We start from the raw sequence: 24,220 nt of genomic DNA on the forward strand, positions 1-24,220 counted from the left end.
GCCGCGGCCGTCGACCTCCGCCTGAAACGAGCGTGATCCGTGCACCGTATCGCCCGAACCACCATGCCCCTGCTGCTTCTTGGCCTTGTCGCCGGTGCGTGCAGCCCGGCCGGCACGACGTCCGCCGACGACGGGGACGGCAAGGCCACCTTGACCTTTCTGACCTTCGAGACGCCGAACCTGGACGCGAAGTACTGGGACGCCGCCATCGCCCGTGCGGAGAAGAAGGTGCCGGGGGTGCGGATCAAGAAGCTCGTCGCGCCGAGCGCCGACCGCACCGGGTACGCCAAGCAGCTGCTTGGCTCGGGTCAGTTCCCGGACGTGATGATCGCGGTGTCGCCGTCGGGGTTCGCCGAGTCAGGGCAGCTCGCGCCGTTCAGCGACGCGGAGTTGAAGTCGTTCACCTTCCCCCGCTCCAACCCCATCGGCGGCAAGATCTACCAGCTCCCGTACAACACCCAGCCGACGCCGCTCGTCTACTACCGCAAGTCCATATTCCGCACAGCCGGTATCGAAGCGCCTCCGAAGACGTACCGGGAGCTGCTGGAGGACTCCGCCACGCTGAAGAAGGCGGGCGTCGACCCGTTCGTCGTGGGCGGCGGCGGCAAGGACTCCTTCGCGGCCTCGTACCTGTGGACCGCGCTCGTCGGCACCGACGTGTACGGGAAGAGGCCGGACTGGCTGGCCCAACGCCGGGCGGGCAAGGTCAAGTTCACCGATCCGCTGTTCAAGAACGCCACCGGGAAGTTCGTCGGTCTGGTCGACAAGGAGTACGTCGACAAGTCCGGCCTCTCCCGCGACTACGCGGCGACCGAGAAGGCGTTCCTGGCCGGCAAGGGTGCGATGTACCCGATGGGCGGCTGGTTCGCCACCGCCGCCGACAAGAGCCCGGTCAAGGACGACATCGGTGTCTTCCCGTTCCCGACCGAGGACGGTTCGACCGTGCTCCCCTCCTACACCGGCGGCGGCATGTCGGTCAGTGCGAAGTCCGCGCACGTCGACCTGGCCAAGAAGTTCGCGCTCGCCTTCAACGAGGACCGCCAGAACCTCGACGCGGTGGTGAAGTCCGACGGCGCCATCATCGCCGAGAAGGGCTATACGCCGCCGCGGGGCATGGGCCCCGTCTACCGGGCCACGGCCGAGGTCTACGACAGCGCGGTCGCGGCGGACGGCGTCGTCAACGCCTTCCTCGTGGAGACGGGCGACGACGCGATGCTGCCCGGCACGGTCGACCAGTCGTACGCCTTCGCGCAGGACATCATCGCGGGCCGCAAGAACGCCGACCAGGTCACCAAGGCCCTGGACGAGGCGTGGGCGAAGGCCGACACCGAATGAGCACGCTCACCGACGACCGTGCCACCGCCGTGCGGTCCCGCCGCACGGACCGCGCCGACTCGTCCGCGCGCCGCAGCCCGTGGCCCGCGGTGCGGCACTTCCTCGGCTTCGGCGCTCCGGGGCTGCTCTTCTACGCCTGCTTCGTGGTCGCCCCGATCGCCCTCAGCGTGGGCTACAGCTTCACCAACGCCAACCAGTTCGCCCCGCACACCCGCTTCGTCGGCCTCGACAACTACACCGAACTCCTCACCGACGACACCTTTCTGACGGCCCTCAAGGTCACGACGATCCTCTCGCTGGTCATCGTGATCGTGCCCAATGTCGCGGGCCTCGCGGTCGCCGTCCTGCTCGACCGGCGCGGCCGCCTCTACCACGCGCTGCGCGGTGTCTTCTTCGTCCCGGTCGTCCTGTCGTCGGTGGTCGTCTCCGTTGTGTGGCAGGCGATGCTCACCGACGACGGGCTCGTCAACACCCTCCTGCGCTCGGCGGGAGTCTCCTCGCCGCCGGGCTGGCTGTCCGACCCCGATCTCGCCCTGTACTCCGTCGGGTTCATCATCAGCTGGCAGATGCTCGGCTTCTGCGCCGTCGTCTATCTGGCCGGACTGCAGGGCGTGCCCGGCGAACTGCGCGAGGCGGCGCAGCTCGACGGCGCGGGGCCGTGGCTCCAGTTCCGCAAGGTCACGTGGCCGATGCTGGCGCCCGCGCTGACCATCAACACCGTCATGCTGCTGATCACCGGCTTCAAGGCGTACGACCACATCCAGGTCCTCACCGCCGGCGGGCCGGGCACCGGCACCACCGCCACGCTCGCCTTCAGCGTGGTCCGGACCGGGTTCACCGCCAACCGCACGGGCGAAGCGTCCGCCATGGCCCTGCTGATGCTGGTGATCGTCGCCGCCGTCTCCAGCGTCGCCCTGCGATTCCTGCAGCGCCGAGAGGTCGACTTGTGATGACTGCAGCCAACTCCCGTACAGCAAAGGCACCGTGGGTCCGACCCGTGGCCGCCCTCGTAGTCACCGCCGCGTTCTTCCTGCCTCTCTATCTCGTCCTCACCAATGTCTTCAAGCCGGGCAAGGACATCGCCGGGCACCCGGCGTCCCTGCCATGGCCGCCCACCCTGGACAACCTTCGCGCCGCCCTGGACCGGCCCGACCGGCTGTTCTGGAACGGCCTGATCAACTCGGTGACGATCACTCTCTTCTCGATCGTCGTCCTCACCGTCGTCTCCGCGCTGCTCGGCCACTACCTCTGCCGCTCACGCAGCCGCCTCGCGCGCCTGACCCTGCTCGTGCTGCTCGCGGGCCTGATGATCCCGCCTCAGGTGATCCTCGTCCCGGTCACCGAAGTCCTCCGCCTGACCGGGATGATGACGACTCTTCAGGGGATCGTCGCGTTCAACGTCGGCTACTACGTGCCCTTCGGCGTCTTCGTCTTCTCCGGGTTCATCCGCACCGTACCGCTCGAACTGGAGGAGTCCGCACAGCTCGACGGCGCCGGCCGGTGGCGCACGTTCTGGCAGGTCGTCTTCCCGCTGCTGCGGCCGGCCACCGCCAGCGTGCTGATCTTTCTCGGCGTGTGGATCTGGAACGACTTCCTCAACCCGCTGATCATCCTCGGCCCGGCCGGCGGCACCACCGTCACCGTCGGCGTCTACCGCGCCATCGGCGAGCACCAGGCCGACTACGGCCAGGTCTTCGGCCTGATGTTCCTTGCCGCGCTGCCCGTCCTGATCTTCTACCTCGCTCTCCAGAGGCATTTCGTCAAGGGCCTCACCGGAGGAGCGGTCAAGGGATGACTTACGTGACCCAACTGCACACCCACACCGCCCCGTTCGCCAATCTGCACGCCCATCACGGCCGCACCCTCGAACGCCCGCTGACCCTCGCCGTCGCCGGGGCCGGGGCGCGCGGCACCGGATATCTGGAGCTCGCCCACCGCGCGGAGACACCCGTACGCATCACGGCGATCGCGGAACCGCGAACCGGGCGCCGTACCGCACTGGCCCTGCGTCACGGCGTCCCGGACGACGCCCGGTTCGCCGACTGGCGCGAACTGGCCGCCCGGCCACGGCTCGCCGACGCCGTAGTCGTCGCCGTACAGGACGCCCAACACCTGGAAGCCGCCCAGGCGTTCGCGGCGCTCGGCTACGACCTGCTGCTCGAGAAGCCGATGGCGCTCAGCGCCGAGGACGTCGACGCGATCGCCGCCGCAGCGCAACAGGGCGGGGTCTCGCTGACCGTCTGCCACGTGATGCGGTACGCGCCGTACACGCGCCGCCTCAAGGAGTTCCTGGACGCGGGACGCATCGGCGACATCGTCTCCGTCCAGCACCTGGAACCCATCGGCTACTGGCACTACGCCCACTCCTTCGTCCGCGGCAACTGGCGCCGCACGGATGAGTCGACGTTCGCGCTGCTGTCCAAGTCCTGCCACGACATCGACTGGCTCAGCCACATCGTCGGACGGCCTGTGCGCGCCGTCTCCTCATTCGGTTCGCTGCGCCACTTCCGGCCGGAGAACGCGCCCGCCGGCTCGACCGAGCGCTGCCTCGACTGCCCATTGGCACAGCGCAGTTGCCCCTACGCGGCGCAGAAGCTGTACCAGGTGGGTCTGCGCGAGGGCGGCGTCAAGCAGTACTTCACCCGGATCGCGGCAGAGGAACTGACCGAGGAAGCAGTCGACCAGGCCCTGCGCACCGGACCGTACGGACGCTGCGTGTACCGCAGCGACAACGACGTCGTCGACCACCAGGTGGTGAACCTGGAGTACGAGGGCGGGATCACCGCCGCGTTCACGCTGACCGCGTTCACCCCGCAGGAAGACCGCCACACCAGGATCTTCGGTACGCGCGGCCAGCTCACCGGTGACGGCCGGACCATCGAGATCTACGACTTCGCCACCGACGAACGCACCGTAGTCGACACGGACAACGGCGGCTCATCGGCCCCCGAGGGCCACGGCGGCGGCGACGAAGGGCTGATGTCCGCGTTCCTGCGGGCCCTGCACGAAGGGCGCCCCGAACTGCTCCTGACCGGGGCCCAGGAGAGCCGCGAAACCCACCGCATCGTCTTCGCCGCGGAACACGCGCGGCGCACGGGACAGGTCGTGCACCTGTAGCCCGTGCCACCCCGACCTGTGACCACTGTGGAAGAAGGAGAGAGCCATGAGCACGCACCCGTCCCGCAGATCGATCCTCGGCGTCGGCGCACTGGCGCTGGGCATCGGCGTCACCGCGACCGCACCCGCCGGCGCCGCCGGACAGTCCGCTGAGGCCGCGCCGCAGCACACCAAGGGCACGCTCACCCTCACGGCAGGACACCTCGCCGTCGGCCTCGACGCGGCAGGCACCGTCGTGTCCCTGCTCGACACCCGCACCGGCCACGAGTACGCCGCCGACGGGAGATCGGCCTCGCTCGTCAGCCTCGTCGTCGACGGGAAGCAGGTTCGGCCGACCCGCGTCGCCCGCGTCAGCCACTCACTGCTGCGGTTCACCCACGACACCGCGGGAGTGACCGTCGACGTGGAGGTGCGGGCGAGGAGCACCTACACCACGCTCGAAGCCGTACGGGTCCAGGGCCCCCGCGGTGCGGACGTACAAACGCTGCTGTGGGGCCCGTTCGCGACGAACGTGACGCAGACGGTCGGCGAGTGCGTCGGCGTCGTACGCGACGACACGTTCGCGCTCGGGCTGCGTCCGCTCACCGACCGCACCGAGGGCGCCTGGCCGCAGGAGTACCAGGACCTCGGCTGGGAGAGCGAGGTCGCCGACAACCCCTCCGACCTCCAGGTGGCCCCGCACGAGGAGTGGAGCGTGGCCGGGCGCACCCCATGGGGCTCCGTGCTGCGCGCGTTCACCTTCGACTACACCAAGGAGCGCCCGCGCGGGACCCGCGCCGGATACCGCATCCCCGTCGGCCCGCTGCCCGGCGGCCAGGGGCGAGTGACCGGCTCGCGCATCGCCCTGTTCGGTGCCGCACCCGACCTCACCCCGACCGTCCTGTCGGCCGTCGCCGCCGGCGAAGGACTGCCGTACCCCACGCAGAACGGCCAGTGGCAAAAGATGGCCCAGGCCAGCAGCGAGTCCTTCCTCGTGTTCCACGACCTCAAGAGCGCGAACGTCCCGGACGCGGCCCGTCTCGCGCAGGCCGCGGGCGTCGGCTGCGTCTACTCCCTGCCCAACGCCGTCGGCCCCTGGCAGACCACCGGCCACTACCAGTTCGACTCCTCGCTCGGCGGCGACGACAGCGGCGCCGCGGCCGCCGTGCGCGCCGCCGAGGCCGACGGCGTCCACCTGGGCGTGCACACCATCTCCGACTTCATCTCCACCAACGACGCCTACGTCAAGGCCCCCGCCGACCCGCGCCTCGCGCTCGGCGGCCGCGCCCGTCTCACCCGCCCGCTCACCGCGACGGACACCACCCTCACCCTCGACGCCGGCGCGCTCCTCGACAGCGGCCCGTACGGCCAAATGCTGCGCATCGGCGACGAGTTCGTGCAGTACACGTCCGCCACCCAGGCAGGTGACGCGTGGGATCTGACGGGCATCAAGCGCGCCCAGTGGGGCTCGACCGCCGTCGCCCACGCCGACGGCGCCACCGTCGCGCGCGTCCTGCTCAACAGCTACAACAGCCCCATCGGCGGCATCGGCATCATCGACGAGATCGCCGACCGCCTCTCCACCGCCTGGAACACCACGGGCATCCGCGCCAACTCCTACGACGGTGTGGAGTCGGCGGGAGAGTCGGGCTGGGGCACCTACGGTATGGCGCGCCTCATCAACGGCACCTACAGGAAGAACCAGCGCAAGGACGGTTTCATCACCGAGACCAGCCGGATGTCGTCCAACACCTGGGACGCGCTGACCCGGGCCAGCTGGGGCGAGGTAGGCGTCACCTCCTGGAACCAGGTCCTCGTCAACAACGACTTCTACCGCGCCAACTTCCTTCCCGGGATGCTGGGCTGGATCAGCCTCAAGTCGTCCGAGACGCTCGTCAGCATCGAGGGCAAGCTGGCGCGCGCCGCGGGCCTGAACGCAGGCGTCGGCTTCCAGGGCAGGATCGCCGACCTGGGCGCGGGCGGCGACCAGGCCCTGCGCATCCTCGACGCCATCAAGCAGTGGGAAGCGGCCCGCAACCTCGGCGCGTTCACCGACGCACAGCGGACCCGGCTGCGGGACCTGACGACGAACTGGCACCTCGACCTCGTCACACCCGGCAAGGAGTGGTCCCTCCAGCAGACCGATGCGGACGGCACCCCGATCGGCACGCCCGAAAGCGTCCTCACCCCTACCCCCGCCCTGTCCGCCGACGCCCTGCCCACCGCAAAGCACAACCGCCTCTACGGGGCCCGCGTCACCACCAACACCCCTGCGACGGTCCGCTACGAGATATCTGCGGGCGCCCTGCCCCACGGCCTGCACCTCAACCAGGACACCGGGGGCATCACGGGCACACCCACCGCGCCGGGCACAGACCGCTTCACGATCACGGCACGCAGCACGGCGGGCCTCGCGGACGCTTCCCGGACGTACCGGCTGACCGTCGGGCGGTGAGCGAGCACGCGGCGCGCGGGGTGGGGCCCTGACCTCGGTGGTGGGCACAGCGGACGGGGCAGGGGAGCAGGGTCCCGCGACAGGGAGATGGGCTTGAGGTGCGCGGTGGCGAGGTTGGCCAACATGATGACCAGTGAGACGAGTTCGACATGTGCGGCGATGCGCAAGGGGCGATAGCGCACGGTCATGCTCCTGTGGTGGAGCCGGGACGGATGATCATCAGGACGGTGACCGTCGCCCACAGGAGGTTGAACACGCCGGTAAGCATGGCGAGGCGGCCGGCGGCTCGGGAGCCGGGACCGGGCGTCTGCGCGACAGCGAGAGCGTTGTCCTGGGCGGGAAGGATCAGCAGCGCAAGGGTGGCGGCGGCCGCGGCGGTCAGCAGGATCGAGGCGATCAGCCACCCGCTGCCGAGGACGCCGAGGCTGCCGGCCGTGGCGAACCCGAAGACGGGAACCGCGATGCCGACGGCTGCGTAGACGCGGCAGATGCGGTGCAGCATCCGCAGGGTCAGGATCGCCTCGTGGTCACTCGGGTCGGCGTCGATGCGGCGCAGTGCTCTGGGGAACATGCTCGCGGCGACGGTGACTGGACCGATGGCCAGCACGGCGGCCAGGACGTGCAGGGAGAGGAGGAGTTTCGTCATGGTCAGTGTTCCGTCGCCGCTCGGACGGCACGGCGCCGGCCGGTGACCTTCGATGCCGGGAGGCGTCCGGCCTTGGAGGTGCCGGTCAAGGTGTCGCCACTGATCGTCACGGCGAAGGCCAGGTTCAGGCGCAGGGGCTTGGTGACGGTCTGCTTCCAGGTGAGCCGGTCGCCGTCGAGGGCGATATCGCTGAGTGGGACTTTCTCTCCCGTCCCATGGGCGACCCCGGACAGGACACCGTCCTGGCGCAGTAGTTCGACGACGGCCTTGATCTTGCCGATGGGGGTGGAGACGGACAGGTCCCACGTGCCTTCAACGGACATGCTGTTGTTGCTTCCTCACGGTGCGATGTGAGCAGAGGTGATACGGGTGGAGGTGCGGTGTGTGGTCAGAGGCCGACGGGCGCCGGGCCATGATGACGCCAGACGGTGCCGCGGCGTTCATGGGCGAACAACTCCTCGACGGCGTGGGCGATCTGGGGTCCCACCTCGCGCTCCAGCAGGTACAGGCCCAGGTCGAGGCCGGAGGTGACACCGGCGCCGGTGACGAGGTCGCCGTCGTCGACGACGCGGGCGCTCACCGCGTGGACGCCGGTGGCATCGAGCATGTCCAGGCCCAAGTGGTGGGTGGTCGCATGACGGCCCTCCAGCAGGTCTGCCATGGCCAGGACGAGCGAGCCGCCGCACACCGCGCCGACCGTCACCTCCGGATTGTCCATCGCCGCCTTCAGCAGCGCAGGCAGCTCGGTGGTCAGGGTGCGGCCCAGTAGCACGGGGATGAATTCGTCCCGCTGCCACTCCCCGGCCCCCGCGTCATGGTCAGGGACTTCGCCGGGTTCTCCCACGCGGCCCGAGGCGCCGGGGACGAGAATCAGGCCCGCGCGTGTGGGGTCGAGGGCGGCGGTGGCGCGCAGCACCAGGCCCCCGGTGCCGCTGACCACCTCGCGCGGGCCTTCGGCGGAAACCAGCTCCACGCTCACCGCACCGCCGGAGGCGGTGCCGCCGGCGTACAGCACTTCATAGGGGCCGATGGCATCGAGCGGATCGAAGCCATCGAACAGGACGATCTGGGCGTGCATGAAGGGTTCCTTCGGAGTGCGACAGGCCCGGTCTGCACCGGGCTCACTCCCGACGCTAATCGGCTTCCGATTCCTACCCCAGTGGCATTAGTGACACCTTTCAACGGGATAGCGCCATCACCGGTGAAGAGGCCACTGAGCTGGCCAAAGAAGGAATCACAGGGTGCGCGGGCCAAGGCCGTGCACCTGCGGGAGCGGTATCTTCTGGCCATGCACACTGTCGCTGTCCTGGCACTGGACCGGGTGATCCCGTTCGACCTGTCCACCCCGATCGAGGTCTTCACCCGCACCCGTCTCCCGGACGGCCGTCCCGGCTACCAGATCCGTGTGTGTGCGGAGACGCCGGAGATCGATGCGGGTGCCTTCACCCTGCGCGCGCCTTGGGGGCTGGAGGGGCTCAAGGGCGCGGACACGATCATCGTGCCTGGCACCGACGCCCCCGCGGCGCCGCTCGCCCCCGCCGTTCGCGACGCGTTGCGAGCGGCGGCCGAGGACGGAACGCGCATCGCCTCCATCTGCTCGGGCACCTTCCCACTGGCCGCGACCGGGCTCCTGGACGGCCTTCACGCCACCACGCACTGGATCGCGGCCGACCTCCTCGCTGCCGCCTACCCGGACATCGAGGTCGACCCGGACGTCCTGTACGTCGACAACGGCCAGATCCTCACCTCCGCCGGCGCTGCCGCCGGCCTGGACCTGTGCCTGCACATGATCCGCAAGGACTACGGCTCGGCCGTCGCCGCCGATGCCGCCCGGCTGTCCGTCATGCCTCTGGAACGCGAGGGCGGACAAGCGCAGTTCATCGTCCATGACCGCGCGCCCAGCCCCCAGGGCTCCGTCCTCGAACCCCTGCTCAACTGGCTGCAGGAAAACCTGGGCGCCGACCTCACGCTCGCCGACATCGCAGCCCATGCCGGAACGAGCACCCGGACCCTGATCCGCCGCTTCCGGGAACAGACCGGCACCACGCCGCTCCAGTGGCTCCACCGCGCCCGCATCCGTCAGGCCCAGCACCTCCTCGAGACCACACGCCACTCCGTCGAACGCATCGGCACCCAGGTCGGCTTCGGCTCACCCACCGCCTTCCGTGACCGCTTCAAGCGCACCACCGGAGTCAGCCCTCACACCTACCGGCGCACGTTCAGCTGATTGAAGATCGTGGTGGGTCGGTGTGGTTGGCGGTACACACCACACCCAGCCGTCCCTTTCGGGCGGAAGCGGGATCGTGGTCAGCCGCAGGTTGTCCATGGTGCCGGGGGCGGAGAGCCGGACGGCGCGCATCGTGGCCGGCGAGGAGGTCATGGGCCTGCCTTCTTCCAGGGGTACGACAGTGGGAGGGCGCTGGTCAACAGGCAGCCGCTGCGACTTCATTCCCGACTCGCCCCGGTTTTCCGTCTGTTGAGATTCATCCCCGAACATCTCCCCTTACGTCCGCACATGCTCCTCCCGCCTCTACCCGGGGTACCGCCGGATCCGCACCATCTGGAAGAGGGCGACCAGGCCGGGGACCGGCTGCACGCAATTCCACCGGCGGACGCCCATCGGGCTTCGGCCGGGAGCGCTATAAGGCGCCCGCCACCGCGTCGTGTGCCGGATCTGGCTGTTGAAGCAGGCCAGGGCGGCGCGACATGGCCGCCAAGCTCGCCGCCGCTGCGAGGCGATCATCCAGGTCACCCTGATACGGCAGTACGTGTGAACTCATCGAAACTTGTGAACTCATCGAACCCATCACCAGCCGGTGCACGCCAGCACCGCCTAGGACCGAGTCAGCCTGCAGCGGAACAAGCACACCGGCCCGCTGACGATCCCGACAGCCCTTCGCACTACCTTTGGCCGGATGGAATCACAGCAGCCTCACGCCGTGCCTGCCCAGGCAACCACTCCCATAGCAACCTCGGCGTCCCGAAGCCGTACGACAACTGTGGTTGTCTCGCTGCTGCTGGGGCTCGTGCTCGGCGGCGGGGGAGTAGGAGTGGCTTGGTCACTCGGCGACGACAGCAGCAGCGCCACGGCCGCGGGATCCACCCCGGCAGGCGACGCCCGCGCGGCCTGCCAGGCACTCGACGGATTCGATGAGTCGAAGTACGTGGCGAAGGGACCGGACGGCGACATCGCTGTCAACCGCTATGCCGCAGCGGGAGCACTCTCCGCCTCCGCTACCGCGGGGGACGCCAAGTACAAGCCGCTTGCGCAGGCCATCCGCCGCTCCCAGGACCGCCACGCCCGAGTCTTCGACTTCGACGCGAAGGTGAAGAAGGAGCTGGACGAGGCCCGCCGGATCTGCAAGGACCTGTAGCCCAGACGCGGATGATCAGTGACGCTCGCGCCCATGACGGGTTCCACGGAAGGCCGACGCCATCAGGGCGGGATCCTCGCAGGCGCGAAGCTGCGACCCGCAGGTGGACAAATTCCGCCGGTGGGCCCGCCCCCCCACAGCATTGCGAGCCAGGCACCTTCCATCAGGATTTGCGAAAGCTCCGTGAGCGGTCGTCGTTCCGCGCTCCCGGGCATCCACACTCTGAGGAGCAGAGGCCCGGGAGCCACGAGTACGACGAAGATCGCCAGGAGCAGGAGGCCCAGGCCCCTCGTCTTCGTGAGAGCTGGAGTTGTTGTGCCGGAAGTCCGTGGCTGTGTCGTGGTAGGTGTCTGCCGAAGCGCCGGCAACTCCCGCAACGGCGGCAGCCGGGCGGGGACAGCGACAAGGCGGGCCCGGTCAACGGTGCGCTGATGCCGGCCACGGTGGCCGGCGAGTTGGTGGCCCCATGGCTGGCAGCACACTGTGGCCACCGCGTGCTGTTGGGGGCGGGGTTGTTGCGGCTGGGTGCTCCGGCGTCGGCCTTCCAGGTGGCGCAGTTGGCCGGCTGGAGTGCTCAACATCAGATTCTGTGAGCGGCGTCAGCCGAGTGCGCGGTCGAGGTTGAAGGCGGCGCTGATCAGCGAGAGGTGGGTGAAGGCCTGGGGGAAGTTGCCGAGTTGTTCTCCGGTCGGGCCGATCTCCTCGGCGAACAGACCGAGGTGGTTGGCGTAGGTGAGCATCTTCTCGAAGGCGAGCCTGGCCTCCTCCAGTCGGCCTGCGCGGGTCAGTGCCTCGACGTACCAGAAGGAGCAGATCGAGAAGGTGCCCTCGGGGCCGTGCAGGCCGTCGGGGCTGGCGGCCGGGTCGTAGCGGTGGACCAGTGAGTCGGAGACCAGGTCTGCGGTGAGGGCGTCCAGGGTGGAGAGCCACTTGGGGTCGGTGGGCGCGATGAACTTGGCCATCGGCATCATCAGCAGCGAGGCGTCCAGCACGTGGCCGTCCAGCCCCTGGACGAACGCCTCTCGCTCGGCCGACCAGCCGCGCTGCATGATCTGCCGGTAGATCGCGTCCCGGGACTTCCGCCAGCGGGTCAGGTCCGCCGGCAGTCCGCGGCGGTTCGCCATGCGTATCGCGCGCTCCAGTGCCACCCAGCACATCAGTCGCGAGTACACGAAGTCCCGCCGGCCCCCGCGGGTCTCCCAGATTCCCTCGTCGGGCTGGTCCCAGTGCTCGCAGAGCCAGTCCACCACGGCACCGACCTCGTCCCAGTGGTCGCTGCTGATCGGCTGTCCCCACTTGTCGTAGAGATAGATCGAGTCGATCAGCGCACCGTAGATGTCCAGCTGGAGCTGGCCGGTGGCTGCGTTGCCCACCCGGACCGGTGCGGAGCCGAGGTAGCCCTCCAGGTGCGACAGCTCGTACTCGGGCAGCTCGCTGCGCCCGTCGATGCCGTACATGATCTGCAACGGACCGCCCTCCCCCGTGCCCCGCAGGATGCCCCGCTCGGAGATGAACCCCATGAACGCCTCGGCCTCCGAGGTGAACCCCAGGCGCAGCATCGCGTAGACGCAGAAGGCGGCGTCGCGGACCCAGACATAGCGGTAGTCCCAGTTGCGCTCGCCGCCGATCTGCTCGGGCAGGCTGGTGGTCGGTGCCGCGACGATCGCCCCGGTCGGCGCGTAGGTGAGCAGCTTCAGCACCAGCGCGGAGCGGTTCACCGTCTCCCGCCACCGGCCGTGGTAGCGCGAACCGGCCAGCCAGCGGCGCCAGAACCGGACGGTCGCCTCCGCCTGCTCCTGCGCCTCGGCGCGCGGGCACGACCGGGCGGGGACGTCGTCGCCGATCTGGTCGAGGGCGAACACGTTGGACTCGCCCTCGAGGAGTTTGAAGTGCGACCACACGTCCAGGCCGTCGCTTTCCAGGGGTGCCGTGGCGGTCAGCGCCAGCGTCAGTGACGGGGAGCGGAACACCGCCGTGTGGCCTTCGAGGTGCGTGGTGTGCGCTTCGGCGCCGTAGCCGAAGCGGGGGGCGATCCGTGCCTTGAAGGGGAGAGTTCCGCGGACGCAGATCACCCGCCGGATCAGCCGGTGTCGGGCTGCCTCGCGCGACTCGTCGACCACGGGCATGAAGTCCTGGATCTCCGCCACCCCGTCCGCGGCGAAGAACCGGGTGATCAGCACGTTCGTGTCGGGGAAGTAGAACTGCCTGGTGCGGGTCGGGACCTCGGCGGCCAACTCGAACGATCCGCCGCGGTCGGCATCGAGGATGGACCCGAAGACGCTGGGCGCATCGAAGCGCGGGCAGCAGTACCAGTCGATGGTGCCGTTCGTGCCGACCAGGGCGGTCGTTCGAAGATCGCCGATCAGACCGTGTTCGGGGATCGGAATGTAGCGGCTGTCGGCCTGCTCGAAACCAGTCGTGTCGAACGCCATGACGGCCTCCCTGCCGCTGCGGCACGGGCCTGGAGATGAAGCCTTACCTTTCATGCTAGGCGGCTTTTGTGGAGTTCGCTGCTGACCCTTGGAGGCCTGCGCATTGACGGTTCAGGGCTTGGCCGACTGCGGTGCCGACCGGCTCGGTGGTGGTGTGGACGCCCCGTTGGTTGAGCTGGTCAAAGGTGTGGTGTGGGGGCGGCGGGTAGCTAATTGCGCCTTCGAGATCCCGTCGATCGTCAGTCGGCGGGACCTGAAGCTGGATGGGTCAACAGGGCCAGGCGGGCAGCTCAGGCGGCGACGGCCGCGGCCGTGCGCAGCGGTGCGAGCGCGGTGCTCCAGGCGATTACCTGGTCGAGCATTGTGTTCAGGGCGGGCAGGTTGTGGGCGCCGGGCTTGAAGGCGCTGAAATTCTCGAATTCGGTGATCATCGAGAGTGCGACCTGCTGGCGTACGTCAGCCATCTGGAGCTCGGCGACGACGAGACGCAGGTGTTCGACGGCCCGCACCCCGCCGACCCCGCCGTAGGACACGAAGCCGACCGCCTTGTTGTTCCACTCGGCGTAGAGGAAGTCGATGGCGTTCTTGAGCACGCCGGGGATGCCGTGGTTGTACTCCGGTGTCACGATGACGAACCCGTCGAACGACGCGATCTTGGCCGCCCATTGCTTGGTGTGCTCGTGCTGGTACTGACCGAACATCGGCGACAGAGGCTCGTCGAAGTGCGGCAAGGGGTGGTCGCGGAGGTCGATGAGCTCAAAGGTGGCGTCGTCGCGGCGCGAGGCGGTGTCGAGTACCCATTTCGCCACCTGTTCGCCGTTGCGGTTCGGGCGGGTGCTGCCGAGGATGATGCCGATCTTGAGCATGACGTTTGCCTTCTCATCTGCGGCGCTTCGTCGCGGAAGTGCGTCGTCTGATAGATCGCATGCTGCGCAGATGATGTGTGCAACAACGAGTGGGCCGGTGTCATTCCTGTTATGAGTACCGAGACACCGGCCACGCCGGTCGGCGGTGTCGACGTCGCGGGGGACTTCGGTCTCTGCCTCCTCGCCCTGATGCGCGGGTACCGGACCGTCGTCGCATCGGCCCTGGATGACGTCTCGCAGGGTGCCCGCGGCTACCAGACGCTCGCCGTCGTCGTCCGAGGTGACCAGCAAAATCTGCTCGCCCTGGCCACGTACCTGGGGATCGACCGCACGCTGATGACCTACCTGATCGACGACCTCGTCACGGCCGGCTTCGTCGAGCGCCGGCTCGACCCCGCCGATCGGCGCCAGCGCAAGATCGTCGTCACCGCCCGGTGCGTCAACACCCCTCAGGACCTGCAACGGCAGATACGGGAAGCCGAAGACCGGCTTCTTGAGGCGTTCGATGAGAATGAGCGCCAAACCTTCCGGACCCTCCTCAGCCGGGTCGCCTGCGGTGTCCGGAACGTGGACTTGGCCGCTGCCCCCTGCGACGTCAGATCCGACCCCGCGACATCGCCGAACTCGGGTCCTAGCTCGACCGCGTACCCACCGGCGCGCGCTGGGCGACGACCCGACAGGCCGGCCGGTCACCGGATTCCTCCGAGGATGCGCCGGCCTTTGGGCCGGGGAGGTATCGGACTCCTGGGGAGCAGGGCAGAGAGAGCCGGATCGTCGGCAGGGCGATCCGGCGTCCACCTCGCGTGATGATGAGGAACCCCAGCGAGATCGGTTGTTCTCAACTGTCAGTCCTCCCAGATAGGTTGTGTTTCGTGACGAGCGGAGCGTTGACGGCAGGTGGCGGGCATGCCCGCCACACTTTCCGGCTGCGTCTGTCGTCCTCGGCGGTCCGCGCGCTGGAAGCGGAATGGGCGCGCTGCCGCTGGGTGTGGAACGAGTCGGTGGCCAAGTCGAAGGCCGTGCATCTGCACAACAAGGCCACCGGCGAGAAGACAACGTGTGGCCCGGCGCAGCTCGACAAGATGCTGACCGCGGCCCGTACCGCGAACGCGTGGCTGCGTGAGGGCTCCAGCGTTGTGCAGCAGCAGTTGATACGGGACTTCGCGAAGTCCCGGGCGAAGGCACTGAAAGACATCAAGGCCCAGTTGCCGATACGGCAGCGGGCCGGTATGCCGAAGTACAAGAAGAAGCATCAGGTCGACCCGAGCCTGAACTACACCCAGCGCGGTTTCCGGGTGAAAGACGACCGTCTGCATCTCGCCGGCGGCATCGCGGCGACGGTCGTGTGGTCGCGTGAGCTGCCCGAGCCGCCGTCCAGCGTGCGCGTCTACCGCGACAGTCTCGGCCACTGGTACGCCTCGTTCGTTGTCGCCACAAGCACCCAGGCGCTTGTCGAAACCGGCTGCGTGATCGGCATCGACTGGGGTGTGAAGGAGACCGCGACCACCACATCCGACGACTACGACCTTCCCCATCCCGAGCATGGCCACAAGGCCGCGCAGCGCCTCGCCCGCTACCAGCGGATGATGGCCCGCAGGAAGCCGAAGAAGGGCCAGCCCTGTTCGAACGGCTACAAGGTTGCCAAGAAGCAGGCGGCGAAGCTGCACAAGAAGGTGGCCCGGCAGCGTCAGGACACCGCCCGCAAGTGGGCCAAGCGTGTGGTCCGCGACCACGACGCCTTGGCGGCAGAGGACTTCCGCCCGAAGTTCCTGGCGAAGTCGACGATGGCCCGCAAGGCCGCTGACGCTGCGATCGGCGCGACCAAGAGCGCCCTGGTCGAGATGGCCCGTAAACACGGCCGCGCCGTGCACCTCGTCAACCCCGCGCACACCACCATGGACTGCGCGCACTGCGATGCGAGAGCCAAGCATCGCCTGCCTCTCTCCGAGAGAACGTATACGTGCACCGCGTGCGGAACCGTGTCCCCCAGGGACAAGAACTCCGCCCGCGTGATGCTCGTCCGGGCTGGTCTCAACCCGGCTAGTGCTGATCTTGTAAGCCCTGCCACCTGCTAGGTGCCAGGCAAAGTGAGCTAGGAATCCCCCTGCTTCAGCAGGGGGAGGACGTCAAAGGACTGTTCAACTGGCATGGCCACGCACTGCGTCGGAGGCGTCCCCGCCTCCGACTGGGGCATGGACGTGGGCAAGGAAAACGCCCTGTGCACGCCGGGAATGTACTGAGCCTGTTCCAAGCTGAGGGCGGGGTTGGGGCGTTGGCGGCCCGCGTCTGCACGGAACGACGGAACTCCTGGTAGAGGGGTTCTCGACCAGGAATTCCCGTGTCCGCCAGAAGCTTCGCGTGTTTGTCCACCCGTCGTCGATCGACCTGTCCAGCCACAGTCTTTGGCTTCTGACCGCGCAATCTTGGTACCAGGCATCGCGAGATCGGCACATGCTCCCGGCGGCTCCCGGCGGCTGCGGCTCCCTGCGGGCCGGCAGGCCCTGCTCGCCCTGGCCCATCTGTGCTACGGCGACACCTGCCGTCAGCTCGCTGCCGGGTTGCGCATCGGCATCGCGACCGTCTACCGCTCCATACGCGAGGCCATCGACGTCCTGGCCGCCCTCGCTCCGGCGCTCGCCGAGGCGATGAAGGCGATGAAGGCGATCCAGGCGAAGGCGTTCGTCATCCTGGACGGACGGCACGCTGCTGCCGATCGACCAGATCGCCGCAGACTCCGGGAAACACAAGCGTCACGGCATGAACGTCCAGGTTCTGACCGATCCCTTCGGGAGGCTGTCGTGGGCCTCGGCCGTGCTGCCGGGGGAGACCCACGTCCTGACCGCCGCGCGCACCCACGGGATCACCGACGCCCTTGCCGACACGGGTCTGAACTGCTGGGCAAACGAGGCGTATCAGGGCGTCGGCCGCGACGTTCGGGTGCCCTTCCTAGGCCGCAAGCTCAAGCGGTGGAAGTGACGCCACAACCCTCCTCACGCCAAAAGCTGCTGCGTCGGCGAACAGGCCATGGCCACCCTCAAAGGGATGGCGACTACTGCGGAAGCTCCGCTGCACCACGAACCGGGTCACCGACGTCGTCAAAGTCGTCGTCGTACTTCAACACGCCTCAACGTGAGGTTGGAGACAGCTCAGTGCCTTCAGCTGATGGGGCGTCTCGGATGCTTCACGTGTGGAGAACTTGTTCCGCCATGTCCCGGATGGCGTTGGCCAGTGTGTCAGGAGCGGTGAGGTGAGCGATGTGTCCCTGGCCGGGGAGGGTGACGATCCGTGTGTTCGGCAGGGTCGCCGCCAGATCGGCCAGGCGCTCGCGCAAGTGGGTGGGGCTGAGGTCTCCTTCGATCAGGGTCGTCGGCGTTTCGAGGTTCGCGAAGCGATCAACACCGACGCCGAGCGCGTCGATTGCCTCGTCGTCAGCGATCTGGGCCACCGCGTAGGCGGCGAACGCCGCTTGCACTTGCTGGTCGGCGAACATCGCGTCGACCATGTTCGCGGGCATGCGGACGATGTCGCGCATGTGGATACGCATCGCTTCGACCGGGTCGCCCGCGTCGAGCGCGGCACGCGCATGTGCTCCCGCCGCGCCGGCGATCAACTCCCGGGTGGGCATGGGAGGTTCGTAGAGGCATAGTCCGGCGAATGCCGACGGGGCGAGTAGCGAGGCTTCCAGCGCGGCGACGGCGCCCGAGGAATGCCCCACGAGAAGCACCGGGGAGTCGAGGAGTTCTGCGACGGCGACGATGTCGGCCGCCTCGACGCCCATCGAGTGGGGTAGCGCAATGTCGGTGTCTGGTCCGGGGGAGTAGATCCGTCGGTGGATCCTGACGACGCGAAAGTCGTCGGTCAGGTGGCGGGTGACGCTGTCCCAGGTGGTCGCGTCTCCGCCACCCGGGTGGACCACCAGCAGGTTCGGCCCGGATCCGTCGTCGAGAGCGGTGATGGGGTGGGCGTCATCAGATGATGCGAGAAGCTCGGCCATGCGCACAAGTTTGTACGTGGCGGCCGACATCGCACCGACAGACTGCCGAAATTCTGTGCTGCCGACAGCGGTCGGCCGGCGATCCTGCCGAATTGCAGCTCCTCGGCCCTACTTCGGAAGGCACCTGAGCGAACAGTGAGAATCGTGACCCTCGCCACCCGCCCTACATTTTCCGCCTGTCTCACCCCGCACCTGCCGCACCCCGGAAGCCTTTCCGGGGCGCGGCGTCTTGGCATGGCGGGTCCGTCAGAGGGCTGCCGTCAGGGCGGACATGGTGGTGAAGCTGTGGGCCAGGCTCGATGTCGACGTCGCCGCGTCCACGGTGTAGGCGTCGATGGTGAGGCTCTTCGCCGATGCCTTGAGGACCATGAAGCCGTTGTGCGAGAAGTCCTGCCAGCGTGCCGGGTGGGTGCCGTGGGTCTTGCCGTCGCCTGACTTGCCGGCGGTGCCGCACACGATCTGGCGGGTGCCGCGGCTGCGTGCGGTCGGCTCGAGGATCTGCTGGGTGTGGTCGTGGCCGGAGAGGATGAGGTCGGCTCGTCCGCAGACCACTTCCTCGTACAGCTCCTTGAGGTGGATGCCGCTGGTGTAGTTCCCGATGACGAAGCCGTCGTAGGAACCGGCGCTGCCGTGCTTGCCGTTGTTCAGGTACGGGTGGTGGCCGACCACGATCTTCCATGTGGCGCGCGAGGCGGAGAGTGCGGAGTCCAGCCAGCGGCGCTGTTCGCGCATGTAGGGGCCGTTCCACTGGAAGTACGGGTCCAGTTGGGTCACGGTCGAGGCGATGGGGTTGGTGTCGATGGCGAAGAACTCGACGAGCGGGACGTCCGGGTCCGCGGCCGACGGCAGCGCGGTGGAGTAGTAGCGGGCCGGCATGTGCCAGCGCCTCGACGTCGTGGCGTAGGCGACCTCGCGGTCGCCTCGCGAGGGGTCGCCGCCGCTGCCGGGGATGAGGCCCGAGCAGTCGTGGTTGCCGAGAACCATCAGCCATGGGACGTCGATGCCGTCGTTGGGCTGCTCGAACTTGGTCGCGAACTCGTCGTCGTGCGCGGACTCCGGGCCGTTCTCGTAGAGGTTGTCGCCAAGGCCGACGGCGAGCGAGACGCCTTCGGTGCGGCATATCGCCTTGGCGGCCGTGGCCACGGCGTACTGCGCTTCATCGCCCGTGCCAGCGTCCCCGGTCAGGAGTACGGCGTACTGTCCGCCGCGGCCGGGCCGGCCGGGGAATGGGAACTTGGCCACCGGGGCATCGGCGGCGGTCGCCGATCTCGGTGAGGCGGCGGCTGCCTGCGGCAGCGCGGCCAGGGCGGCGGCCCCGGCCACGGCGCCGCCCAGCACGGTGCGCCGGCCGACCAGTCCGGACGGCCCGCCGGCGGTGGGTGCCGGGCGGCCCGTGGTGGTGATGGTCGTGTCCAGGTCCAGCCACTGGGACTCGGTGAGGTCGGGCCGCGGGGGGATGTACTCGTCATCGCACATCCCATGTTTCTCGCAGGTAACTTCGCCCGCCTGGTGAATGATCGGCGAACCTTGCGTGGAGGTCCGACGCAGGTGGTACGCCGGGCACGGCCGTCGCCGTCACGGTCCGGTTCGGGTGCGCGGAGTCAGCGCTTGTGGCAGCGCAGAGCGGCAACTAGCCCAGCGTGTGCCCGCTCAGGCGGCTGACACGGGGCTGCACACGCGCGCCAGACGTACTGCCGGTCCCGGGCGTGCCTCGCGGAACATCGTCTCCGGCGCTTCCGCTGCCGTCGGCGGCACTGCGCTACGGGCGCAGGCCGCGGAGCACGATGTCGAGGTAGGCGTCCGCGGACGCGTCGTGTTCCGCGTGCTTGGGGAGAGCAGAGATCAGGGCAAGGAGCTGAACTGCCGTGACGTCGCCCCGCACTGCGCCTTCGTCCTGCGCGCGGGCGAAGAGCCGCGCGAAGCTCGCCTTCATCGGCGCGCATGCCGAGGCCATCGGGGACCCGTCGTCGGCCAGGCCGTCTCCGACGCGCGTGCTCATGCCGCGGTACTCGGTCGCACTCCGGTCGTACCGGAGCAGCCACTGCACCAACGCCTCCCACACGTCCGGTGCGCCGAGGAACTCGCGAGCCTGGGTGTCCAGCAGGTCGACGCGGTCCTGCATGATCGCGACGAAGAGGTGCTCCCTGCTGGGGAAGTGCCGGTAGAGGGTGGCGCGCCCGACACCCGCCTCTTTTGCGACGTCGTCCATGGGTGCGTCGGTGCCGTCGCGCATGAAGACGTTCCGGCCCGCGGCGAGGAGCGCTTCGTAGTTGCGGCGCGCATCCGCGCGCGCCGGTTTCGCGCTGGGGATCGAGGCACTCATGGGATCAGGCTATTTGACAACCGGACACAGTGTCCATATCGTCGAAACGAATAAACGGACAGAGTGTCCGGATGCGGTTTCATGTGTATCGCTCGAGGCCGGCCCCGCCGCGCCCCGGTGGTGAGCCTGCGCGTGGCGGCGAGCGCCGGCGCCGCTCTGCCCACGCGAATCTGCAAGGGAGCACCACCATGGCATCACCGGGCAGCGACCCAATTGTGGCCGTCGTCACCGGCGCGAGCAGAGGAGCCGGCCGGGGTATCGCTGAAGCACTGGGCAGCCAGGGGGCGACCGTCTACGTGACCGGCCGCAGCCGGTCGGCCTCCGACTCGCCGTACGGGGGAACCGTCACCGAGACAGCCGCCCTGGTCGACGCGGCCGGCGGGACAGGCGTCCCCGCGGTCGTCGACCACGGCGACGACCAAGCGGTCCAGAACCTCTTCGCCGCCATCGGGCAGGAGCACGGGCGGCTGGACATCCTGGTCAACAATGCCGCCAATTTTGCAGGCGCACCCGTGCTGGGCGGCTTCTGGGAGATGCCCCTGGAGAGGGCCGATCTTCTGACCGTCGGACTGCGCTCGCACTACGTGGCGAGCTACTACGCAGCGCCGCTGCTGATCGCCAACGGCCGCGGCCTCATCGTCAACACCGGCCACTACGGCGCCGTGTCCTACCACCAAGGCCCCGCGTACGGCGCGCAGAAGGCAGGCGCCGACAAGATGGCCGCCGACATGGCAAAGGAACTGCGGCCGTACAACGTCGCGGCGGTCTCCATCTGGATGGGCGGACTCGACACCGAGCGCGCTCGGGCCTACATCGCCTCCCTGCCTTCGCAGGACCGGCCCACCGCGAAAAGAGAATCACCCCAGTTCACGGGACGCGTGATCGCAGCCCTCTATTCCTCGGACGAACTGGCGGCCCTTTCCGGCAGGGCGCTGATCGGCGCGGAGTTGGGCTCTTTGCTCTCAGTCACCGATATGGACGGCAGCACACCCCGGTCCATGCGTCATGTCCTGGGTGGACCGCCCGAACCTCACCCAAGCCTGCTGGGCTGACCGACCCACGCCGATCCTCTCGCCGTCGTTATGTGGTCGATGACCATGCTCGTGGGGTTGCATGGTGAGCGCCGGTTGGGGAGCCATCTGGGGCCCCGTTCATCGGGGAGCTATGGCCGCATCGCGACGGCCACGGCCAGAGTGAGCTTGTCGCGGAATTGCGGGCGGTCGGAGACGCGGTGCTTCCATCCCTCGCCGGCCGCGGCCAGGACCTCGGCGATCTGCCGCGGCGTGACGTCGCCGGTGGTCCCGCCGGAGGCACTGATGGCGCCGGCGAGTGCGTCGCGAAAGGCGGCCCGGTAGTCGTCGTACATGCTGTCGAGCTTTGTTGTGTCGTGCTCCAGCAGTGCGTCGACGCCCTCGTCGAGGTTGGTACCGACGTAGCGGCCCAGATGGGCGTCAAGCGCGGCCACCAGGCGCGCGTCGAGGTCTGAGTCGGGCGCGGCCAGCGCCGCGCGGACGTCTTCCAGGGCCTTGTCCAGCTCCTGCCGCATGGTCGCGCGGAACAGTTCCTGCTTGCTGGAGAAGAGGAAGTACAGGCCGGGACGGGAGATGTCCGCGGCCTGGGCCACGGCGTCCATCGACGTCTTGCGGTAGCCGAAGGTGGCGAACACGGTCAGTGCTGTCGCAAGCACCTGTTCGCGACGTTGGGCGTCACCTCGGGGCGTTGGCATAAGCACACCATACCCACTGGTCTTACTAGACAGAAATTACGTAGTTTGTTAAGTTGTGGATGGGGGTCGCAGAGAGAAGAGAGCATCATGAGCAAGACCGTTCTGATCACCGGCGCCTCGACCGGCATGGGCGAGGCACTCACCTTCGAGTACGTCGAGCGCGGCTGGAACGTCTCGGCCACCATGCGTGACACGGCCAAGGCCAACCCGGCCTTCGCCGACCTCGACAAGGTCCTGGTCACCCGACTCGATGTCACGGACCGGGCCGGCATAGAGAAGGCCGTCCAGGAGACGGTCACGCGCTTCGGCACCATCGACGCGGTCGTCAACGCCGCCGGCTACGGGCAGCTCGGCGCGGTCGAGGAAGTCAGCGTCGACCAGCTGCGCGACCAGCTCGAAACCAATGTGGTCGGCGTCGTCCAGGTCATCCAGGCCGTCCTGCCCCACATGCGGGAACGCGGCAGCGGCCACATCATCAACATCGGCTCCATGGGCGGACACGTCAGCCTGCCCACGATGGCCGTGTACTGCGCGTCCAAGAGCGCTGTGCAGAACCTGACCGAGGGACTGGCCCAGGAGGTCGGCCCACTGGGCGTCCACGTCACGCTGGTCGAGCCGGCGGGCTACGACACCAACTTCACGGCCAGCTCGAAGTTCCCCGCCACTTCCATCGCCGACTACGCCGACTCGTACGCCACCATGGCCGAGTTCGACAAGCAGGCGGTGCGGGGCGACCTCGTCAAGTCCATGGCGGCCGTCGCCGACATCACCGACGTCGACGAGCCTCCGCTGCACCTCGCCGTGGCCCCGGCGAGCCTCGAGATGGTACGCGGGCGCTTCGCCGAGCTGATGGCGGAGTACGACCGCTGGGAGCCGGTCACGGCCGCCACCCTCTGACGGTGACTCACCCGCACGGCCGCCCCGCGGATCGCCGTCCGGCGCTCCGACACGCGCGTGAGCGGGACCAGGTTGCCGGCGCAGGAGGGCTAGGTCCAGCGCCGGGCCGCGCCTACCTGTCCCAGGCGAATCCGCCGGGAAGAAAGTGGTCTCCCCGCTCGTGAAAAGACCTGGCCGGGGACGGGTTCCCGTCACGGTCGGACGGGTTTCCCGGCGCGGTCACATGCCGGGTCCACGACCTCGCTGGAGCGCCCTGCTACCGCTGCCTCGATGAGCATCTCGGCCGGGCCGGCTGTGGTCACCGGCGGCTTGTCCGCGCTGATCGGTGCTGCTGAGACCACCGCGATGCGGCAGCCGGACAGCGGACCGGCCGCAGGCACACGCCTGCCGCACCGGCCTGTGATGAGCTTTGGCCCGTTGGGGAGCAGCCGGACGACGGAAACCGCTGCAGGCGCCGGGTGGCGGGCCGCCCCGGCACGGGATCTTGTGCTGTCTGGGCGCCAGGTCCTCAGGCGGGGCGCCCGGCCATGACGAACACACCCGGCCCGCTCTGCTCGTCCGCGGGGAGCCGGAGTTCGGCGACCGGGTGCAGTCCGGCCTGCTCGACCTTTGCGGCCCTTCAGCCCTTTGACGGACAACGAACGGTACGTCCATGCGGGTACACGTCTGCACAACCGCCGTGCGGCCACGGCCCGGGCGTCGTTGAGGAACGTATGACCTCAGACGTGACCAGCCTCATCCCGGACCAGGACGCAGCCGCGCGCCGCCTGGAGACCCTCACGTTCGAGGAGGCGCAGGATCTTCTGCGACTGTTGCAGCTCATCGCCGGCGAAGGGCTGGACGAGTTGTCGCAGGAGGCGGAGTGGTTCGCCCGGGAGATCGCTGCCCGTATCCCCTCGGAGAGCTGAGGAATCGTTTCAACTGGCTTGCTCACTGGGCTGACTGCCGTGATGGCGATGGTCGATCGTCGGGTTCCTGACGGGGTGTGGGAGCTGTTCTAGCGGGTGGTCCCAGCTGCTCCGGTGCGTCGTGCGTCCGCCGGGGTGGTTCCCGCGTCGGGTACGGGGACCGGCGCG

Annotated in this window: 21 protein-coding genes and 1 pseudogene; 13 read left to right on the forward strand and 9 right to left on the reverse strand. The window is 68.6% G+C overall.

Features of this window, described 5'->3' with window-relative positions; all coding sequences use genetic code 11:
* The first annotated feature begins 39 nt into the window (after positions 1–39).
* Genes CG723_RS14815 through CG723_RS14835 form a run of 5 tightly spaced genes read left to right on the forward strand, consistent with a single transcriptional unit; the run spans position 40 to position 6,886 of the window.
* Positions 40–1,335 carry an ABC transporter substrate-binding protein gene (locus CG723_RS14815; RefSeq protein ID WP_234374294.1) on the forward strand — a complete coding sequence of 432 codons (1,296 nt, stop codon included), beginning with the start codon at positions 40–42 and terminating at the stop codon, positions 1,333–1,335.
* On the forward strand, positions 1,332–2,285 hold the full coding sequence (locus tag CG723_RS14820; RefSeq protein ID WP_100593721.1) for a carbohydrate ABC transporter permease: 954 nt from the start codon (positions 1,332–1,334) through the stop codon (positions 2,283–2,285). The genes CG723_RS14815 and CG723_RS14820 overlap by 4 nt, the downstream gene beginning before the upstream one ends.
* On the forward strand, positions 2,285–3,130 hold the full coding sequence (locus CG723_RS14825; protein WP_100593722.1) for a carbohydrate ABC transporter permease: 846 nt from the start codon (positions 2,285–2,287) through the stop codon (positions 3,128–3,130). Before CG723_RS14820 ends, CG723_RS14825 begins: the two co-directional genes overlap by 1 nt.
* Positions 3,127–4,452, forward strand: a complete 1,326-nt coding sequence (locus tag CG723_RS14830; protein WP_100593723.1) for a Gfo/Idh/MocA family protein — start codon at positions 3,127–3,129, stop codon at positions 4,450–4,452. The genes CG723_RS14825 and CG723_RS14830 overlap by 4 nt, the downstream gene beginning before the upstream one ends.
* A 46-nt stretch (positions 4,453–4,498) precedes the next feature.
* The gene (locus tag CG723_RS14835; RefSeq protein WP_100593724.1) at positions 4,499–6,886 is read left to right on the forward strand and encodes an Ig domain-containing protein; all 2,388 of its coding nucleotides are present in this window, start codon (positions 4,499–4,501) and stop codon (positions 6,884–6,886) included.
* Between the two features lie 184 nt (positions 6,887–7,070).
* Here the strand turns inward: CG723_RS14835 and CG723_RS14840 are convergent, their stop codons facing one another.
* The 3 genes from CG723_RS14840 to CG723_RS14850 form a co-directional block, all read right to left on the reverse strand.
* Positions 7,071–7,532, reverse strand: a complete 462-nt coding sequence (locus CG723_RS14840) for a DUF2269 family protein (protein WP_100593725.1) — start codon at positions 7,530–7,532, stop codon at positions 7,071–7,073.
* Positions 7,533–7,534: 2 nt separating this feature from the next.
* Positions 7,535–7,855: a hypothetical protein gene (locus CG723_RS14845; protein ID WP_100593726.1), complete on the reverse strand. Its 321-nt coding sequence runs from the start codon at positions 7,853–7,855 to the stop codon at positions 7,535–7,537.
* A gap of 65 nt (positions 7,856–7,920) precedes the next feature.
* Positions 7,921–8,610, reverse strand: a complete 690-nt coding sequence (locus CG723_RS14850; protein ID WP_100593727.1) for a DJ-1/PfpI family protein — start codon at positions 8,608–8,610, stop codon at positions 7,921–7,923.
* A gap of 210 nt (positions 8,611–8,820) precedes the next feature.
* Here CG723_RS14850 and CG723_RS14855 point away from each other — a divergent pair, with 210 nt between their 5' ends.
* Entirely contained in the window at positions 8,821–9,759 is a 939-nt protein-coding gene (locus tag CG723_RS14855) for a GlxA family transcriptional regulator (RefSeq protein ID WP_100593901.1), read from the forward strand.
* A 712-nt stretch (positions 9,760–10,471) separates the two neighbouring features.
* The gene (locus CG723_RS14865; RefSeq protein WP_234374295.1) at positions 10,472–10,906 is read left to right on the forward strand and encodes a hypothetical protein; all 435 of its coding nucleotides are present in this window, start codon (positions 10,472–10,474) and stop codon (positions 10,904–10,906) included.
* A 599-nt stretch (positions 10,907–11,505) separates the two neighbouring features.
* Here the strand turns inward: CG723_RS14865 and CG723_RS14870 are convergent.
* Positions 11,506–13,338 (reverse strand): glycoside hydrolase family 15 protein, encoded by a 1,833-nt coding sequence (locus CG723_RS14870; RefSeq protein WP_100593729.1) that lies wholly within the window; start codon positions 13,336–13,338, stop codon positions 11,506–11,508.
* A 290-nt stretch (positions 13,339–13,628) separates the two neighbouring features.
* Positions 13,629–14,204, reverse strand: a complete 576-nt coding sequence (locus CG723_RS14875; RefSeq protein WP_100593730.1) for an NADPH-dependent FMN reductase — start codon at positions 14,202–14,204, stop codon at positions 13,629–13,631.
* A gap of 189 nt (positions 14,205–14,393) precedes the next feature.
* Here CG723_RS14875 and CG723_RS49215 point away from each other — a divergent pair, with 189 nt between their 5' ends.
* From CG723_RS49215 to CG723_RS14890, 3 genes and pseudogenes are all read left to right on the forward strand, one after another.
* Complete coding sequence (locus CG723_RS49215) at positions 14,394–15,011, forward strand: MarR family winged helix-turn-helix transcriptional regulator (RefSeq protein ID WP_442802559.1); 618 nt, start codon at positions 14,394–14,396, stop codon at positions 15,009–15,011.
* 2 nt (positions 15,012–15,013) lie between these two features.
* A complete protein-coding gene (locus CG723_RS14885; protein WP_442802551.1) occupies positions 15,014–16,279 on the forward strand; it encodes an RNA-guided endonuclease InsQ/TnpB family protein in 1,266 nt (421 codons plus the stop codon).
* A gap of 283 nt (positions 16,280–16,562) precedes the next feature.
* Positions 16,563–17,337: pseudogene (locus CG723_RS14890) on the forward strand (transposase family protein).
* Positions 17,338–17,385: 48 nt separating this feature from the next.
* Here the strand turns inward: CG723_RS14890 and CG723_RS14895 are convergent.
* The 3 genes from CG723_RS14895 to CG723_RS14905 form a co-directional block, all read right to left on the reverse strand.
* The gene (locus CG723_RS14895) at positions 17,386–18,198 is read right to left on the reverse strand and encodes an alpha/beta fold hydrolase (protein ID WP_100593902.1); all 813 of its coding nucleotides are present in this window, start codon (positions 18,196–18,198) and stop codon (positions 17,386–17,388) included.
* Between the two features lie 246 nt (positions 18,199–18,444).
* On the reverse strand, positions 18,445–19,674 hold the full coding sequence (locus CG723_RS14900; protein ID WP_100593733.1) for a metallophosphoesterase: 1,230 nt from the start codon (positions 19,672–19,674) through the stop codon (positions 18,445–18,447).
* A gap of 283 nt (positions 19,675–19,957) precedes the next feature.
* Entirely contained in the window at positions 19,958–20,521 is a 564-nt protein-coding gene (locus tag CG723_RS14905) for a TetR/AcrR family transcriptional regulator (RefSeq protein WP_100593734.1), read from the reverse strand.
* 188 nt (positions 20,522–20,709) lie between these two features.
* Between CG723_RS14905 and CG723_RS14910 the strand changes: the two genes are divergently transcribed.
* A complete protein-coding gene (locus tag CG723_RS14910; protein WP_100593735.1) occupies positions 20,710–21,573 on the forward strand; it encodes an SDR family NAD(P)-dependent oxidoreductase in 864 nt (287 codons plus the stop codon).
* Positions 21,574–21,683: 110 nt separating this feature from the next.
* On the opposite strand, the gene CG723_RS14915 is transcribed toward CG723_RS14910, so the two are convergent.
* On the reverse strand, positions 21,684–22,247 hold the full coding sequence (locus tag CG723_RS14915) for a TetR/AcrR family transcriptional regulator (RefSeq protein ID WP_100593736.1): 564 nt from the start codon (positions 22,245–22,247) through the stop codon (positions 21,684–21,686).
* An 87-nt stretch (positions 22,248–22,334) separates the two neighbouring features.
* On the opposite strand from CG723_RS14915, the gene CG723_RS14920 reads away from it, so the two are divergent.
* Positions 22,335–23,144, forward strand: a complete 810-nt coding sequence (locus CG723_RS14920) for an SDR family NAD(P)-dependent oxidoreductase (protein ID WP_100593737.1) — start codon at positions 22,335–22,337, stop codon at positions 23,142–23,144.
* Positions 23,145–23,671: 527 nt separating this feature from the next.
* Positions 23,672–24,052 carry a DUF6417 family protein gene (locus CG723_RS48930; RefSeq protein WP_324903161.1) on the forward strand — a complete coding sequence of 127 codons (381 nt, stop codon included), beginning with the start codon at positions 23,672–23,674 and terminating at the stop codon, positions 24,050–24,052.
* Positions 24,053–24,220: the final 168 nt, after the last annotated feature.

The organism is Streptomyces sp. CB01635, from assembly GCF_002803065.1.
Taxonomy (GTDB): Bacteria; Actinomycetota; Actinomycetes; order Streptomycetales; family Streptomycetaceae; genus Streptomyces.

Bases quoted from the DNA above. Each gene is read 5' to 3' on its own strand.
- CG723_RS14905 (WP_100593734.1), bottom strand. From the start codon at position 20,521: ATGAGTGCCTCGATCCCCAGCGCGAAACCGGCGCGCGCGGATGCGCGC.
- CG723_RS14895 (WP_100593902.1), bottom strand. From the start codon at position 18,198: ATGGCCGAGCTTCTCGCATCATCTGATGACGCCCACCCCATCACCGCT.
- CG723_RS14910 (WP_100593735.1), top strand. From the start codon at position 20,710: ATGGCATCACCGGGCAGCGACCCAATTGTGGCCGTCGTCACCGGCGCG.
- CG723_RS14820 (WP_100593721.1), top strand. From the start codon at position 1,332: ATGAGCACGCTCACCGACGACCGTGCCACCGCCGTGCGGTCCCGCCGC.
- CG723_RS14870 (WP_100593729.1), bottom strand. From the start codon at position 13,338: ATGGCGTTCGACACGACTGGTTTCGAGCAGGCCGACAGCCGCTACATT.
- CG723_RS14915 (WP_100593736.1), bottom strand. From the start codon at position 22,247: ATGCCAACGCCCCGAGGTGACGCCCAACGTCGCGAACAGGTGCTTGCG.
- CG723_RS14825 (WP_100593722.1), top strand. From the start codon at position 2,285: ATGACTGCAGCCAACTCCCGTACAGCAAAGGCACCGTGGGTCCGACCC.
- CG723_RS14835 (WP_100593724.1), top strand. From the start codon at position 4,499: ATGAGCACGCACCCGTCCCGCAGATCGATCCTCGGCGTCGGCGCACTG.
- CG723_RS14920 (WP_100593737.1), top strand. From the start codon at position 22,335: ATGAGCAAGACCGTTCTGATCACCGGCGCCTCGACCGGCATGGGCGAG.
- CG723_RS14885 (WP_442802551.1), top strand. From the start codon at position 15,014: ATGAGGAACCCCAGCGAGATCGGTTGTTCTCAACTGTCAGTCCTCCCA.
- CG723_RS14830 (WP_100593723.1), top strand. From the start codon at position 3,127: ATGACTTACGTGACCCAACTGCACACCCACACCGCCCCGTTCGCCAAT.
- CG723_RS14850 (WP_100593727.1), bottom strand. From the start codon at position 8,610: ATGCACGCCCAGATCGTCCTGTTCGATGGCTTCGATCCGCTCGATGCC.
- CG723_RS14840 (WP_100593725.1), bottom strand. From the start codon at position 7,532: ATGACGAAACTCCTCCTCTCCCTGCACGTCCTGGCCGCCGTGCTGGCC.
- CG723_RS14855 (WP_100593901.1), top strand. From the start codon at position 8,821: ATGCACACTGTCGCTGTCCTGGCACTGGACCGGGTGATCCCGTTCGAC.
- CG723_RS49215 (WP_442802559.1), top strand. From the start codon at position 14,394: ATGCGCGGGTACCGGACCGTCGTCGCATCGGCCCTGGATGACGTCTCG.
- CG723_RS48930 (WP_324903161.1), top strand. From the start codon at position 23,672: ATGACGAACACACCCGGCCCGCTCTGCTCGTCCGCGGGGAGCCGGAGT.
- CG723_RS14900 (WP_100593733.1), bottom strand. From the start codon at position 19,674: ATGTGCGATGACGAGTACATCCCCCCGCGGCCCGACCTCACCGAGTCC.
- CG723_RS14875 (WP_100593730.1), bottom strand. From the start codon at position 14,204: ATGCTCAAGATCGGCATCATCCTCGGCAGCACCCGCCCGAACCGCAAC.
- CG723_RS14845 (WP_100593726.1), bottom strand. From the start codon at position 7,855: ATGTCCGTTGAAGGCACGTGGGACCTGTCCGTCTCCACCCCCATCGGC.